This is a genomic window from Hankyongella ginsenosidimutans, assembly GCF_005144965.1.
Lineage (GTDB): Bacteria > Pseudomonadota > Alphaproteobacteria > Sphingomonadales > Sphingomonadaceae > Hankyongella > Hankyongella ginsenosidimutans.
Window position 1 is genome coordinate 844,554 of the sequence record NZ_CP039704.1, and the last position, 13,554, is coordinate 858,107.

Genomic DNA, 13,554 nt, shown 5'->3' on the forward strand with positions numbered 1-13,554 from the left:
GCGCCGATCGGTCTCTATGCCGTCAGCGGACGGCAGGACATCGCATCGGGCGACATGGTGCTGGTCCGGTGCCCGACCGCTGGCGCCGGCTCGCCGCCGAGCGGCGCTACATTCCGATCAATATCCCGCTGGTCAAGCGCGTCGCGGCCGCGCCCGGCGATCGCGTCTGTGCGCGCGGGCGGGAGATCTATGTCAACGGCCACCCGGTGGCCGAACGCCGCGAAGCCGATGGCCGCGACCGTCCGATGCCGTGGTGGAATGGCTGCGTGATGTTGCGTTCGGGCGCATTGTTCCTGCTGATGGACAGCCCGGATTCGTTCGATGGGCGTTATTTCGGACCGACATCGCGCGGCGACGTCATCGGCGAGGTGCGACTGCTGTGGCTGGGCTGAGGGTCGCCATCACCGCCCTGGCGCTGCTGGCGGCGGCACCGGCTGACGCGCAGTCGGTCGTTCACTGGCGGCCCTATATCGAGGCAGCCTCGGCGCGTTTCGGCGTGCCGGTAGAATGGATCGAGCGCGTCATGCGCGCCGAGAGCGGCGGGCGCACGGTGCTGGACGGGCCCGATTACCAGCCACGCCGGCGCGATGGGACTGATGCAGCTCATGCCCGGCACCTGGTCCGAAATGCGCGCGCGGCTCGGGCTCGGACGTGATCCCCATAGCCCGCGCGACAACATATTGGCGGGGACGCTCTATCTTCGTCTGATGTATGACCGCTTCGGTTATCCCGGACTGTTCGCAGCCTATAACGCGGGACCGGCACGCTATGCCGAGCACGTGCGGACCGGCCGCGCGCTGCCCGGTGAGACCCGCGCCTATCTCGCGAGCGTCGCCGGAGTGCCCGTCAATTCCCGGTCGGCTGTCACGGCCGCCAGTGCAACGCCGCGTACCGTCAATGCCATCTTCTTCGCGATCGGCGACCGGCCCCTGCCGGCCGGAGCGAAGCCGGTGCGGCCACGCTGTTCGTCGCGCTGCGATCGACGTCGCCCGAGAAGAACGCGCCAGACCGCCCATAGTGCGAGCCGATCGGGGCTTCATGCCGAATCGTGTTTCTGCTATGTTCCGAGCCTATGGAGTTGGTCGTGATGTTGCTCGGTCTGATCCTGTCCGCCACCGGCATCGTCCTCTTCGCCTGGGCGATGTTCCGGCTCGCCGTCTTCGCACTCCCGGTCGGGCTCGGTGCGGCCGCATTTCTGTGGGCGGGGGTGGCGAACTGGGGCCGTTGCTCGGTCTGCTTCTCGGCCTCGTCGTCGGCGTCGCGGTCTTGCTGATCGGACGCATGCTCATCGCGTCGCGGTTGCCCGTTCCGCTTCGCGGAGCGATCGCGCTTCTCTTCGCCGTGCCCGCCGGGATCGCCGGCGGCAGTGTCGTCTCCAGCCTGATGCAGCTCGGCGGTGCGGGGCCGACCGCGACCGGCATCGCCGCGGCGGTCGGCGCGATCATCATCGCCGGTGCCGCCATGATGAGCCTGTTGCCCGCGATGACCGCTTGCACCGGTTCGAACGGATCCCCGCTGCACGGTTGATCTGTTGGGGCCAGTGGGCCGAGTGCTCGCTCCTCGTGTCACCGCGCGCATGGCGACCACGACGAGAGTGCTTCAAGACGGCAGGGTCTGACCTGACGCATCCGGGTTTTCAGGCCTCGCGCCTGCGGCGCGACCGCCGCTCTATTCCGCTAGGCTCACATCCGTTCGCCAAGCTCCACCGGGCCACGCTTCGCGCGTCCCGGCCAAAGGTGACGATCGGACTGGCGGGATGCCGGAGCCTTGCTCCGGCCTGTCGTCGCCGCGCCTGACCGGCGCGGCGGCATTTTCGTTGGGCCTTCCCTCGTCGCGCGGGTGGGCGGCGCTCCCTTCTGGGCCCGGCCCGGCGTCCCGCAAGCCGGCCTTCGACTGCGCTCGGGTCCGGCTCCTCCATTGCATTTCGGCCCTGCGGGTGCGGACCGCCTCCTGGCCGCGCCCGGCAGGTCGTAATTCGCCGCCCACCCCGCTCCGGGGAGGCCCTGGGGTTTTGGGGCGGCATTGGAGGATAGCCATGCACCAGACCGGCAGCCAACGCGCGCGCGCAGAGGGCAGCAAACGCCAGCCCCGGCGGAGCGCGCCAATCTTTACGACGAGGTGACGGGCCGCATTGTTTCCGAACTTGAGGCGGGCCGCTTCCCTTGGGTCCAGCCTTGGGGCCGCCCCAATGGTCAAGGCTTCTCCGCCGCCCCCGGCCTCCCGCGCAACGGGCTCACCAGCCGCAATTACAGCGGCGTCAATGTCCTGATCCTGTGGGGAGCAGTGATCGAGAACGGCTATCCGTCGCAATCGTGGCTGACCTTCCGCCAAGCCTTGGAGGCGGGCGGCAATGTCAGGAAAGGCGAGCGCGGGACAAGGGTTGTCTATGCCGACCGCTTCACCCCGAAGCCGAGAAGGAACGCGCGCGCCAGACCGGCGGCGAAGCCCGCGCGGTGCCGTTCCTCAAACGCTTCACCGTGTTCAACGTCGCACAGTGCGAAGGCTTGCGCCCCGGCCTTGCCACCGACCCCGCACCGCTTCCCGAACGCCAAGTCGTGCCGATCGCCGAAGCGGTCATTGCGGCATCGGGCGTCGATTTCCGCATCGGTGGGGACAAGGCCTACTATGTCCCGAGCGCCGACTATGTGCAGGTGCCCCGCAACCGGCCTTCCACGAACAGATCAATTTCTACCGGACGGCGCTGCACGAACTCTGTCATGCCAGCGGCCACCCGTCGCGCCTCAATCGCAATCTGCGCAATGCGTTCGGCAGCAAGGACTATGCGCGCGAAGAATTGATCGCCGAGATGGGATCGGCCTTCCTTTGCGCCGCGCTCGGCATCGTGCCGACCGTTCGTCACGCCGATTATCTGGCATCATGGCTCGACGTGCTGCGCGAGGACAATCGCGCGATCTTTCGCGCGGCCAGTCAGGCGAGCAAGGCCGCCGATTGGCTGCTTGCCCGCTACGCCGAGACGCAGGACGAAGGGAGGGAAGCGGCATGATTACGCTCCCCATGCGATCCTTTCGGCGCTGCGCGCGAATGCGCGCGCCAGCCGCCTCCACGAGCAGCGCGACGAACGGTTCGACCCGTTCCCGGTGGTCAAATTCTTCAATCCGGTCGGCGCGGCGACGTGGATCGCCACCGAGCTTTACGACGATGGAGACACGCTGTTCGGCCTCGCCGACTTGGGGTTCGGATGCCCGGAAATGGGCGTGTTCTCGCTTACCGAGATTGCGGGCGTCCGCTTGCCCTTCGGCCTGTTCATCGAGCGCGACGAGCATTTCGAGCCGCTGGCCCCGCTTTCGCTATGGTCCGATACCGCGCGGCGCATGGGTGCAATCGTTCTGGCCGAAGCCGAACTTCGCCGCATCACCGATAGCCGGAACGGCAACGAGCTTCCGCCGCCTCTTGATGATCGAGGGGCCGGATGACGCGCGGCGCGTTTCGCCGCATTGAGTGCCGGTCCCGCCCATCCAGCAAGACAAACGGGACCGGCGCTCCAGAAGGAGCAGACCAATGAAACTCGACTTTATCGACCATAGCAAGCTGGTTCCGTCCAAGGTGAACATGCGGCACGGACCCAAGCCCCGGACGTGGGCGACATTCTGCCCTCGATCCGCAAGCGCGGTGTCATCGTGCCGCTGATCGTGCGCCCGCAGGCGGGCAACGATAATGGCGTCCACGAAATCGTCGCCGGGCGGCGGCGCTGGACGGCGAACGCCATCGCGCTTGTCGAGGGCATCGACCACGGCCCGCTTCCCGTCGCCATCCTCGACGCCGGGGACGACGCCGACGCCATCGAGGCATCGCTTCTCGAGAACACCCGGCTCGATCCCGACGAGGTGACGCGATGGGAAACCTTCGCACGGCTGGTCAAGGAGGGCCGCGACATTGCGGATATCTCCGCGACGTTCGGCATTCCCGAGCTTGGCGTGAAGCGTATCCTAGCGCTCGGCAACCTGCTTCCGCGCATCCGCGATCTTTACCGCAAGGAGAAGATCAACGCGGCGACCGTCCGGCATCTGACGCTGGCGAGCAAGCAGCAGCAGAAGGCATGGCTGGCGCTCTACGACGATGACGACGCCTATTGCCCGACCGGCCAGCAATTGAAGGCATGGCTGTTCGGCGGGCAGTCGATCAAGGTCGAACATGCCCTGTTCGACGTCGATGCGAGCGGCCTTGCGATCGTCGCCGATCTGTTCGGCGAAGACCGCTATTTTGCAGATGCCGACGCGTTCTGGACCGCGCAGAACGCCGTAATCGACGCGCGCAAGGAGGACTATCTGGATGCCGGATGGTTCGACGTGGTGATCGTCCCGCCCGGCGAATATTTCTACCGCTATGAGTTCGCCAAGGCACCCAAGCGCAAGGGCGGGCGCGTGTATATAGATGTGCGCGAAAGCGGCGAGGTCGAGGTCCACGAAGGCTATGTGACGAGCAAGGAGGCCAAGCGGCTCGAACGCGGCGAGGCAATCGAAACCGGCCCCAAAGTGCCGCGCCCCGAAGTGACGAGCACGATGCAGACCTATATCAACCTGCACCGTCATGCCGCTGTCCGCGCCTCGCTGACCCGTCATCCCAAGGTCGCGCTGCGCTTGATGGTCGCCCATGTCATCGTCGGGTCGCCACTGTGGACGGTCAAGCCCGAGCCGCAGACCGCGCGCAACGACGATGTGCGCGAAAGCGTCGAAACTTGCCGCGCGGAAACCGACTTCGACGCGAAGCGCCGCGCCGTATTGGACCTTCTCGGCTTCTCGCCCGAGGAACCGACCGTCACAGGCGGCAACGGCGACGACTTCGGACTGGTCGGCGTGTTCCTGCGCTTGCTCGACGTGCCCGACCGCGCCGTAATGGACGTGATCGTCATCGTCATGGGCGAAACGCTCGCCAGCGGCAGCGCCGCCATCGAGGCGGTCGGCGGCGAGATCGGCGTCGATATGGCCCGCTACTGGCAGGCCGACGACGCCTTTTCGAGTGTGTCCGCGACAAGGAGGTGCTGACCCGCATCGTCGCCGAGGTGGCGGGCGAACCTGTCGCCGCCGCCAATGCGAAGGAACCGGGCAAGGTCTTGAAGCGCATCGTCCGCGACCATCTGGAGGGTGCGAACGGGCGGCCCAAGGTCGAGGGTTGGGTGCCGAAATGGATGGCGTTCCCGCCCGCTACCTATACGGCGCGCGGCGGCGTCGGCACCGTCGCGGCTCATGCCAAGGTGCTCGCGGCGCGCCCGACCGCGAGCCGGAACCGACCGGCCCCGGCGCGGTGATTGCGCTTCCGGCCCCTGCCAAGGCCGAGCCGCAGGAACAGCCCGAGCGCGAAGCCGCATGAAACTGGACGGGCGGCGGCGCACCGCCGCCCGTTCCGTCCCCATAAAATCGCCGCGCCGCTCGGCCGCAAGCGGCCCTCGCGGCGCGGATTTCAGACAGGAGACTTGTCATGGCCGACCGTGTTTCGGCATCCATCACCATCGGCGGGACGCTCCCCGCCAGCCAGCTTCCCGCCTTCGCCGAGGCCATCGCGAACGAAGGGCTGTCCACCGAATGGGACGGCGAACCCTTCGCGCTCGGCGATCTGCCCGAGGGCGAGCCCTTGGCGCTCATGGCGCACGAGGTCGCCTGGGGGCGGTTCGAGGGACTCGAAGCCTTCTGCATCGCGCATGGGCTTTTCTTCGCGCGCTGGTCGGGCCTATGCCTGCCAGTGGGGTGCGGAACGCACCGTGTTCACCGGCAGCGGCGAACCGCAAAGCTACGCTGCCGACGAGGACGACTATATCCTCATGGGGCGCTGCACCGCCGAGCGATTGGGCAGCTATGCGGCGATCATCGCGCATTTCGATGCGGCCGACTTCGCGGTGCCCCGCTTGTCATCACGCCCGAACGGGAGGAGGCGAGCAATGGCTGACATCTGGATTCAGGGCAGCTTCGCCTTTCGCTGCACCGCCGCCGAGTGCGCGCTGATCGAGGAAGTCGCAAACGCTGGCTACGCGCTAGCGAATGACGACGCGCCCGATCCGCCGAGCGCGGCGCTGCTCGCAGCCTTTCCGCCGGACGATGCGAACGCGCGGTGGAGCGGGTTTCGCGAGGCGTTCAACGATCCCGAATTTCCCACCATCGGAGCCGATTTCATCGCTGAAACCTGCCCCGACGATCCATCCGCGCGGATCGTGTGTTTCGCCAGCATGGACGATTTCGATGCCGCTGCCATCGCGGTGGTGATCCAGCGATGTTGCCCCGAAACGCTCGCCAAGGGGCCGATCGGCTTTGAATGGGCCATGACCTGTTCCAAGCCCCGCATCGGGGAGTTCGGTGGCGGCTGGTGCGCGATTTTCGCAGACCGCATCGAGATCGACGCGACCAACGAGGCGCTGTCGCGCGCGCTCGCGGGCGACGGCAACTAGCCCAAATCGCGCCGCACTGCGCGCTCGCGTGCCGAAAACCCCTGCCGCCTGACCTACCGGGCGGTGCGGCGGATCACCGTCCGGGCGCTTCCGCATAACGTGCATTCGTCCTTCTGCCGCTCGAATCCGCGCGTGCCGCCGAGCGCGCAGGTGACGACATTGGCCTGTGCGGTAACCGACAGGTTGAGCCGGTCAGTCACGCAGGCATCGCACACCGCCGCGCCGTCCAGCCGCACGATCAGCCGTTCGATCTGCCCCGCAATCGTCGTTCCTTCGTTCATCGCCGTGAGGCTATAGCCGCGGCCTCGTGGCCGCGAAAGCAATCATGGCTTCCCGGAAAGACGCCGGACTGGGCTTCCTGTCCGCGCGCGCATCTCGTCCTTTCGTGTCTCACCAACCCGTCGCCGGCTCCTTGGGCGCATGACCTGGGACGGCCGCGCGCCTCGCGAAACCATCGCGCGGAACTGATTTCCCCGCGCCGCTTTGGCGGCGCTCCTCGCGGCCGCTTCGCTCCAAATCAGCCCCGCGCTTCCGGTCCTCCGCTTCGCTTCGGCCTGCGGTTCGCAGCGCGCTCAAGGGCCGTCCTTCGGTCCGCCCATCGCCCGGCATCGGGTCGGGCGAATGTGCAAGGAGACGAGAAATGCCCTCAATCGGTCATGTCCAGCGCCAGAACGACGGTTCGTTCCGGGGCCTTGAAGACGCTTTCGGTCAATGCCGAGATCGCCATCATCCCCAACCGCAGTAAGACCGGGGACCAGCCCGACTACCGCGTGCTGTCGAACGGCGTCGAACTGGGCGGCGGCTGGATCCGCACCGGCGAGGTGAGCCAGCGCGAATATGTCCGCCTCGCCATGTCGGCCCCGAACTTGGCGGCCGCACCCTCTACGCCAATCTCGGCCGCGCCGCCGGGCAGGACGACGACGACGCGTTCGCCGTTATCTGGAACCCCGGCGACTGAGCCGGATCGGCCCCGCGCCGGTCACCCGGCGCGGGGCTTTCCTCATGCCTTGAGGGCTTGGCGTGGGCCTTTTCCTGCACCGGAACGCGCTTGCGGGCCTGCAGAGAGGAAGAAATCCGCTCAGCAAGCACCGAGTATCCGGCGGCGAACGGACCGCCTCAACCATCGACGGTTCCCCAATTTTCACGCCACCTGCGTTCCGCTTCGCTCCACTCCGGCGACGAGAAAATCGGCTCCCCGTCGCCCGCTTCGCGGCCGCTGCGCGGTGGTTGACCCCGCCCGCTCCCCGCCGGGCGATGGCTCATCTTTCGCTTGTATCAGGAGGATGAGATGTCGGTTGAACAACAGATCGAGGAGCTTCGCGCGGAGCTTTCATGGTGCGATGACGCGGGAGAACGGCGGCAGATCGAAGCCGAATTAAGGGCCGCTGAGAAGAGGCTGAAGCGGTGCAATCGGGCGCTGCGTCAGGCCGAACAGGCAGGCTGGCAATAAGGCGATGCGCTGTTGAAGGGGCAGGTTCGCGGGAGTGGTGCCGCATGGCGCCGCTCCCCTTTTGATCGGGAAGGCGGGAAGGCAAAGCGGGCGTCTGGGGCGGCAGGTGGCAGTCGGGCTCGATGGCAAGATAGAGGCAAAATCTCGCGATTTTGTAAGTGTTTGTCTGCACATCGTTTTTGAAGGCTTTTGCGAGACTCGCCCTTTGAGTGCGAGACAGGGTTACCAGGAGTGGCGGTTTTCTGGGCTTTTCCGATCCCAATCGCGAGACTCCTTGCGCTCTGGCGAGGACGCGCCATTCTTATCGGCGGGGAGCGTCATTCCGGCATGGAAGGACGCCGCTATGCGCGATGATGAGTTCGAACCGCAGCTGGGCCGGATGCGCGGCCGGGGCAAGGAGCAGCGCTACCTGAGCCGCGTCGTGAAAGCGGCAAAGCGGGCCGGCATGAAAACGGGCAGGCGCGGCCGTTTCGACGGCAGCCGGATCGGGCGCGGCGCGAGTGTTGCGCGGGTGCTCAGATCGCGCGACCGATTGGGCGCGTTCCGGTCGCGCCGCGTGATCGTCAAGATACGGCCTGTCGGCCTTGGCGGGAAAGGCATGGGCGGTGCGAAGGCGCACCTTCGCTATATTCAGCGCGACGGCGTGACCCGTGAGGGCGAGGCTGGTGCGCTCTACTCGCCCGACAGCGACGTCGCCGATGGCAAGGCGTTCCTCGAACGGTGTGACGGCGACCGCCGCCAGTTCCGGTTCATCGTGTCGGCCGAGGACGCCGACCAGTATCCCGACTTGAAGCCGTTCGTGCGCCGGCTGATGACGCAGATGGAGCAGGATCTTGGGACAAAGCTCGATTGGGTGGCGGTCGACCATTTCAATACCGGCCATCCGCACACGCATATCGTGGTGCGCGGCGTAAACGATCGGGGTGAGAATCTGCTGATCGCGCGCGAGTATATCTCGCACGGGAGCCGGCAGCGGGCGATCGAGATCGTCAACCTCGACCTGGGGCCGCGCACCGACCTTGAAATCGAAGAGCGGCTTCGCAGCGATACGGGTGCCGAGCGGCTGACCGCGATCGACAGACGGCTGATCCGCGACATGGATACCGCGCGGCTGGTCAGCGCGAGCGATGGCGATCCCTTCCAGCAATCGCTTCGCGTCGGTCGCCTGCAGAAACTCGGGCGCATGGGACTCGCCTCGCATGTCGGCAACGGCACCTGGCGGCTTGAGCCCGACCTTGCGAACACACTGCGCCAGATCGGCGAGCGCGGCGACATCATCCGCACCATGCAGCGCGAGCTGACCGCGCGGAAGCTCGATCGTGCTGCGGTCGATCGCGTCATCTACGACCCGGTCGCGAAGGAGGCGACGCCGATCATCGGCCGCGTCGTGATGCGCGGGCTCGCCGACGAACATGAAGACCGTCATTATCTGCTGGTCGACGGCATCGACGGGCGCACCCATTATGCCGAGATCGGCAAGGGCGAGCTGGTCGACACGATCCCCGAAAATGCCATCGTCCGGATCGCGCCACGCGAGGGCGGCATTCGCGCCGTCGATCGGACGATCGACGAGATCGCGGCGGCGAACGGCGGGCGCTATTCGATCGACGCCCATCTGAAGCACGATCCGACCGCCAGCGAACGCTTCGCCGAAACGCATGTCCGGCGGCTTGAAGCGATGCGAAAAATCTCGGGCGTCGTCGAGCGCGAGCCCGACGGAAGCTGGATCATCGCGCCGGACCATCTCGCCAGGGTCGAGAGGTTCGAAGCCATGCAGTTCCGCGACCACCCCGTTGCCATTGAAACCCTGTCGGCGATCCCGCTCGACAAATTACCGGGAACCGATGCCGCGACCTGGCTCGATCGCGAGCTGGTCGCCGAAGCGCCGGTGCCAGTGCGCGATGCTGGGTTCGGGCACGAGGTTCGTTCAGCGCAGGCGATGCGACGGCAATGGCTGATCACCGAACAGCTTGCAGACGAACAGGATGGGCAGACGGTCTATCGGCGAGGATGCTCGCCGCGCTCCAGCGGCGAGAATTGCTGCGTGTCGCCCGCCAGCTCTCCGACAAGTTAGGCGTTCCGTTCGCCGAGGCCAGAGAGGGGAGGCTGTTCAAGGCAGGCTCGTGCGCGCAGTCGAGATGACGAGTGGTCGCCATGCGCTCATCGAACGGTCGCGCGATTTCACGCTGGTGCCGTGGCGCTCTGTTCTCGATCGCCATGTCGGTAAATCGGTCTCGGGCATCATGCGCGACGGCGGGATCAACTGGACACTCGGGCGGCAGCGCAGCGGGCCGAGCGTCTCCTGATCCGGAGGATTCGGGCTTTCTATTTTCATGAAATTATGTTTTCATGGATTCATGAAAAATATCGCAGCGCAAACCGATGTCGGCGACGAGCATCTTCAGGTGCAGATTCCTGCCGTTACGAAACGCGATCTCGGTCAACGGTCGCTCGATTCCCGCGAGCCGATCCGGATGATCGTACTGCGGGCACTTGAAGCCTATGGCGTGAGCGTCCCCGCAGACGCGATATCGGATCGCCGGAAGGGCAGGCGATGAGCGAGGATTTCGAAGCTCTCACTGTTGCGGATTATGCGAAGCAGGCCGCGCGGACTGATCAACGCAGCGGTGGCCGCGCACTGGGCTTCGATGCTTGGCCTTTTCGGCGAAGTCGGCAGCTTGCTCAGTGAGGCCAAGAAAAGCAGCGCGACGATGCCTCCTACCTGGGTTACGCTCACGCCGTCGCGGAAGAGCTTGGTGACGTCCTTTGGTATCTGGCGGCGATCGCACGGCGCAGCCGCATGGCGCTCAGCGACATCGCTGCCGCCGCGGCGACAAACGGCGGACAATGGCAGACGGGCGGCAACGAAACGCTCAGTTTCCATGCGCTGCAGCCGCAGCACATTCCGCTTGCCAAGGCACCGATGCCGCAGTTCGAGCATAGCCTGCTCGCGCTGGCAGGCGACGTTGGGCTGCTCATCAACGATTTCCAGGCGGGCGGTCTTGCGAAGGACCGCGAAGCACTCGCGGGCCGGCTGGTCGCGGTCATGCGCCGGTTGATCCAGGCGGCAAACGAATCCGGTGTTACCATCGAGGCTGCCGCCGTGAAGAATCTTCACAAGATCTTCGATCGCTGGCCGCGCGAGCGCATCTATCCGGCGCCGACCGATGCGGCGCTCGACCCAGAAGAGCAATTGCCGCGGCGGATGGCGATCGACGTCTATGAACGCACCGTTCGCGGGCAGACATTCGTGTATCAACGCTCAAGCGGTGTGTATGTCGGCGACCGGCTCACCGACAACGCGCTCGAACCCGACGACTATCGTTTCCACGATGTCTTTCACTACGCTTATGTCGCGGTGCTTGGCTGGTCGCCAGTGCTGCGTGCGCTGCTCCGTCTCAAGCGCAAGAGCGATCCGAAACTCGACGACGCCGAAGACGGTGCTCGGGCGATTCTCATCGAAGAGGGCATAACTTCCTGGATTTTCGGACAAGCGCAGCAACTCCGGTACTTTGAAAACGTGAAGCGCGGTGGCCTTCCGCTGGACATGCTGAAGCATGTCCGCCAGTTCGTCGCCGGCTACGAATCAGAACGCTGTCCGCTGTGGCTTTGGGAGGAAGCGATCCTCCAGGGCTATACGGCTTTCCGCTTCCTTCAGGAGCATCGGCGCGGCCGCGTCCTGATCGACTTCGCCAATCGCCGCCTGCGTATCAAGGAATTGCCGTCATGACCCCGAAATCCTTTGTGTCCACCCTGGCGGCGACCGAACTTCCCTCAGTGTTCAATCCCTGGCGCGATCGCTGCACGGTCCATGACCGCAGCGACGCCGCCGCCAGCGCCGCGACAATCTCGAAATGCTGCTCACCGCGGCGCTTGATCATCGCGTCGAAACGATCTGGATCGCGCGTGATCTCGGCTATCGCGGGGCGGCGTACGGGCGTACCGCTGACCGACGAAATTCACCTCGGACATGCCGGCACGCTGATGGGCGGCATCGCATTTGAACGTGCGACGCAGGGACCCGCCGTGGCGGAGCGCACCGCGGCGATCGTCTGGCGTGTGCTAGAGCGGATCGGTCAGCCTGTCATGCTCTGGAACGTTTTCCCGTTCCATCCCCATGAAGCGGATGATCCGATGTCGAACCGATGCCACACGCGAAGCGAGCGCGAGGCGACCTGGCCGATATTGCAAGCCCTCGTGTCAATGATCCGGCCCCGCCAGATCGTCGCGATCGGGCGCGACGCTCACCTGGCGCTGGACGGTCTCGACATTCCGACCACCGCGGTCCGCCATCCGAGCTACGGCGGGCAGCGCGAGTTCATCGAGGGCATGTTCAGCCTGTACGGTGTCGCGGATGACAACGATGAGCCGCTAGAACTGCCGTTGGGCGCGCCTCACGCCGCAGCACGGAGATGTGCGCTCGCCTGATCGCAGCGTTCAAAGAGTTGCTTAAGATCGCCGCGGTTCCAGTTGGCGGTGTCGACCGTGGCGTTGGTCGAGACGATCGTGAGCGGACCCAGCGCGACCCCGCCTTCCTTGGCGATGAATTCGAGCAGACGGCCGAGGCCGATCAGATTGCCGAGCAGTTTTTCGATATAGTAGTGATTGCGGTAGAGCGCGGTCATGCCGAGGCGACGATCGTCGCCCTTGCCGATCAGCTTGAGACTGGCAAAGCTCAGGCACTGACCGCCGTAGGGCGAGTCATTCACGTCGCGGGCGGGGTCGAAGATCAGCAGTTCGAATTTGTTGAGCGCTCGGACGTTCGGGTTGCGCAGGCGCTCGACGATGCCCCAGATTTGATTGATTGGCTGGCCGTCGGCGCGGGGCAATTCCATCATCCGTTCGAAATAATAGCCCGACCAAGCGCCCGACCTCCGGACCTTCGGCAGCACGTTGTCGCGAAACCGGTCGAAGAATTGCGGCGCGCCGTAGCGCCTGTACAGCGCTGCCGGAAAAATCGTGTTGGCGACCGTCTCGATGGGCTTCTTGCCATGGCCCGAAAGGAAGGCATCGACTTCCGCCACGACGGGATCGGCGAGTGTTGCGCGCGCAGTCGGCTCGGCCACGGAGATGACGACATTCTGCGCCTGGTGTCCGGTGGCGAGGTCGACGAGCCGGACCGCCTCGCGCCAGCCAGCAACGCAGTCAGGCTGCGGCGGTATGGGAAGATACATCGACTTCCTCCGTCAAATTTGCCGTGGCGAAAGGCGCGGCGCTAGAAAGCGCTCAGTAAGCCAGGCGTGGCCTTCCAAGCCCCAACCTGGTCCCCAGCTGTTGCGGATGAGAATGGCCGGGGTGCCGTCCACGGTTCCATGCCCGACCGCGACGACCGCGTGCCGTTGCGCTGGCTCGGGGAGTTCGTCGTTCGCCGGATCGACGACGCCATCACCGCGCGGCTGGAAGAAAGACCGTGACAGCATCGTCAGCATGAGCACCGGCGTGTCACGATCCAGCGCGGCAAGGATGGATGACAGGTCGGTTCCATCCCTCTGTCCGTTGCGGCCATAGAGCGGGCCAACGGTCGCCGGCGGCGTCCACAGTCGATGATCGGCTGGAACCGCTGCCAGATACGGCCAGCCTTTCTCGTCGGGTTGGCCATCGAGCCGTAGCGCGTCCAGCATTGTGGATAGCAGTGCGCCGCTCGTCGGCGGTCTGCCCGCCCGTTTCTGCGCGGCATAAAGGCGAATTCACACGACAGCGGTGCCCA

At 65.6% G+C, this 13,554-nt stretch carries 19 protein-coding genes and 2 pseudogenes; 17 read left to right on the top strand and 4 right to left on the bottom strand.

The genetic code is table 11. The annotated features are described in order from the left end of the window. Positions 1-68: 68 nt before the first annotated feature. The 9 genes and pseudogenes from E6W36_RS17995 (at position 69) to E6W36_RS21790 (ending at position 5,266) form a co-directional block, all read left to right on the top strand. A complete protein-coding gene (locus tag E6W36_RS17995) occupies positions 69-392 on the top strand; it encodes a S26 family signal peptidase (RefSeq protein ID WP_246048142.1) in 324 nt (107 codons plus the stop codon). Continuing rightward, positions 380-655: a hypothetical protein gene (locus E6W36_RS22980; RefSeq protein WP_425459685.1), complete on the top strand. Its 276-nt coding sequence runs from the start codon at positions 380-382 to the stop codon at positions 653-655. The genes E6W36_RS17995 and E6W36_RS22980 overlap by 13 nt, the downstream gene beginning before the upstream one ends. Continuing rightward, positions 627-1,088 carry a lytic transglycosylase domain-containing protein gene (locus tag E6W36_RS18000; protein ID WP_425459709.1) on the top strand — a complete coding sequence of 154 codons (462 nt, stop codon included), beginning with the start codon at positions 627-629 and terminating at the stop codon, positions 1,086-1,088. The genes E6W36_RS22980 and E6W36_RS18000 overlap by 29 nt, the downstream gene beginning before the upstream one ends. Next, positions 1,085-1,273, top strand: a complete 189-nt coding sequence (locus E6W36_RS04845; protein WP_222873923.1) for a hypothetical protein — start codon at positions 1,085-1,087, stop codon at positions 1,271-1,273. The genes E6W36_RS18000 and E6W36_RS04845 overlap by 4 nt, the downstream gene beginning before the upstream one ends. Further along, positions 1,225-1,527: a hypothetical protein gene (locus E6W36_RS04850; protein ID WP_222873924.1), complete on the top strand. Its 303-nt coding sequence runs from the start codon at positions 1,225-1,227 to the stop codon at positions 1,525-1,527. The genes E6W36_RS04845 and E6W36_RS04850 overlap by 49 nt, the downstream gene beginning before the upstream one ends. A 591-nt stretch (positions 1,528-2,118) precedes the next feature. Then, positions 2,119-3,004 (top strand): annotated as a pseudogene (locus E6W36_RS04855) (ArdC family protein). 28 nt (positions 3,005-3,032) lie between these two features. Then, the gene (locus tag E6W36_RS04860; protein ID WP_246048262.1) at positions 3,033-3,434 is read left to right on the top strand and encodes a DUF2958 domain-containing protein; all 402 of its coding nucleotides are present in this window, start codon (positions 3,033-3,035) and stop codon (positions 3,432-3,434) included. A gap of 162 nt (positions 3,435-3,596) precedes the next feature. Next, a complete protein-coding gene (locus E6W36_RS04865; protein WP_342776803.1) occupies positions 3,597-5,003 on the top strand; it encodes a ParB/RepB/Spo0J family partition protein in 1,407 nt (468 codons plus the stop codon). Beyond that, positions 4,997-5,266 (top strand): hypothetical protein, encoded by a 270-nt coding sequence (locus E6W36_RS21790; RefSeq protein ID WP_342776804.1) that lies wholly within the window; start codon positions 4,997-4,999, stop codon positions 5,264-5,266. The genes E6W36_RS04865 and E6W36_RS21790 overlap by 7 nt, the downstream gene beginning before the upstream one ends. Before the next feature lie 152 nt (positions 5,267-5,418). Here the strand turns inward: E6W36_RS21790 and E6W36_RS04870 are convergent, their stop codons facing one another. Next, positions 5,419-5,658, bottom strand: coding sequence for a hypothetical protein (locus tag E6W36_RS04870; protein ID WP_222873925.1), 240 nt, complete (start codon positions 5,656-5,658; stop codon positions 5,419-5,421). Here E6W36_RS04870 and E6W36_RS04875 point away from each other — a divergent pair. Beyond that, the gene (locus tag E6W36_RS04875; RefSeq protein ID WP_246048143.1) at positions 5,657-6,397 is read left to right on the top strand and encodes a hypothetical protein; all 741 of its coding nucleotides are present in this window, start codon (positions 5,657-5,659) and stop codon (positions 6,395-6,397) included. The genes E6W36_RS04870 and E6W36_RS04875 overlap by 2 nt on opposite strands. 53 nt (positions 6,398-6,450) lie before the next feature. Here the strand turns inward: E6W36_RS04875 and E6W36_RS04880 are convergent, their stop codons facing one another. After that, positions 6,451-6,678: a hypothetical protein gene (locus tag E6W36_RS04880; RefSeq protein WP_017499950.1), complete on the bottom strand. Its 228-nt coding sequence runs from the start codon at positions 6,676-6,678 to the stop codon at positions 6,451-6,453. 375 nt (positions 6,679-7,053) lie between these two features. Between E6W36_RS04880 and E6W36_RS18005 the strand changes: the two are divergent. The 7 genes and pseudogenes from E6W36_RS18005 to E6W36_RS04910 form a co-directional block, all read left to right on the top strand. Further along, positions 7,054-7,212, top strand: a pseudogene (locus E6W36_RS18005) (DUF736 family protein); the annotation flags it as partial. Positions 7,213-7,667: 455 nt separating this feature from the next. Then, positions 7,668-7,847, top strand: coding sequence for a hypothetical protein (locus E6W36_RS04890; protein WP_017499948.1), 180 nt, complete (start codon positions 7,668-7,670; stop codon positions 7,845-7,847). A gap of 343 nt (positions 7,848-8,190) precedes the next feature. Further along, complete coding sequence (gene rlxS, locus E6W36_RS20380) at positions 8,191-9,921, top strand: relaxase/mobilization nuclease RlxS (protein WP_425459686.1); 1,731 nt, start codon at positions 8,191-8,193, stop codon at positions 9,919-9,921. 49 nt (positions 9,922-9,970) lie between these two features. Next, positions 9,971-10,153: a DUF3363 domain-containing protein gene (locus E6W36_RS22985; RefSeq protein ID WP_425459687.1), complete on the top strand. Its 183-nt coding sequence runs from the start codon at positions 9,971-9,973 to the stop codon at positions 10,151-10,153. A 51-nt stretch (positions 10,154-10,204) separates the two neighbouring features. Further along, positions 10,205-10,405, top strand: coding sequence for a hypothetical protein (locus E6W36_RS04900; RefSeq protein WP_017499946.1), 201 nt, complete (start codon positions 10,205-10,207; stop codon positions 10,403-10,405). Positions 10,406-10,647: 242 nt separating this feature from the next. Continuing rightward, positions 10,648-11,577 (top strand): pyrophosphatase, encoded by a 930-nt coding sequence (locus E6W36_RS04905; protein WP_232003626.1) that lies wholly within the window; start codon positions 10,648-10,650, stop codon positions 11,575-11,577. Next, positions 11,574-12,275, top strand: coding sequence for a uracil-DNA glycosylase (locus E6W36_RS04910; protein ID WP_425459688.1), 702 nt, complete (start codon positions 11,574-11,576; stop codon positions 12,273-12,275). Before E6W36_RS04905 ends, E6W36_RS04910 begins: the two co-directional genes overlap by 4 nt. Here the strand turns inward: E6W36_RS04910 and E6W36_RS04915 are convergent. Beyond that, on the bottom strand, positions 12,242-13,021 hold the full coding sequence (locus tag E6W36_RS04915; RefSeq protein WP_017499943.1) for a thymidylate synthase family protein: 780 nt from the start codon (positions 13,019-13,021) through the stop codon (positions 12,242-12,244). The two genes, E6W36_RS04910 and E6W36_RS04915, sit on opposite strands and share 34 nt — an antisense overlap. 12 nt (positions 13,022-13,033) lie before the next feature. Then, positions 13,034-13,468, bottom strand: coding sequence for a C1 family peptidase (locus E6W36_RS18015; protein ID WP_246048144.1), 435 nt, complete (start codon positions 13,466-13,468; stop codon positions 13,034-13,036). Positions 13,469-13,554: the final 86 nt, after the last annotated feature.

Excerpts from the sequence above, each read along its gene's own strand:
- E6W36_RS18000 (WP_425459709.1), top strand. The coding sequence starts at position 627 with ATGCGCGCGCGGCTCGGGCTCGGACGTGATCCCCATAGCCCGCGCGAC.
- E6W36_RS04875 (WP_246048143.1), top strand. The coding sequence starts at position 5,657 with ATGGGCTTTTCTTCGCGCGCTGGTCGGGCCTATGCCTGCCAGTGGGGT.
- E6W36_RS04870 (WP_222873925.1), bottom strand. The coding sequence starts at position 5,658 with ATGCGCGATGCAGAAGGCTTCGAGTCCCTCGAACCGCCCCCAGGCGAC.
- E6W36_RS04880 (WP_017499950.1), bottom strand. The coding sequence starts at position 6,678 with ATGAACGAAGGAACGACGATTGCGGGGCAGATCGAACGGCTGATCGTG.
- rlxS (WP_425459686.1), top strand. The coding sequence starts at position 8,191 with ATGCGCGATGATGAGTTCGAACCGCAGCTGGGCCGGATGCGCGGCCGG.
- E6W36_RS04900 (WP_017499946.1), top strand. The coding sequence starts at position 10,205 with ATGAAAAATATCGCAGCGCAAACCGATGTCGGCGACGAGCATCTTCAG.
- E6W36_RS04905 (WP_232003626.1), top strand. The coding sequence starts at position 10,648 with ATGGCGCTCAGCGACATCGCTGCCGCCGCGGCGACAAACGGCGGACAA.
- E6W36_RS04910 (WP_425459688.1), top strand. The coding sequence starts at position 11,574 with ATGACCCCGAAATCCTTTGTGTCCACCCTGGCGGCGACCGAACTTCCC.
- E6W36_RS04915 (WP_017499943.1), bottom strand. The coding sequence starts at position 13,021 with ATGTATCTTCCCATACCGCCGCAGCCTGACTGCGTTGCTGGCTGGCGC.
- E6W36_RS18015 (WP_246048144.1), bottom strand. The coding sequence starts at position 13,468 with ATGCTGGACGCGCTACGGCTCGATGGCCAACCCGACGAGAAAGGCTGG.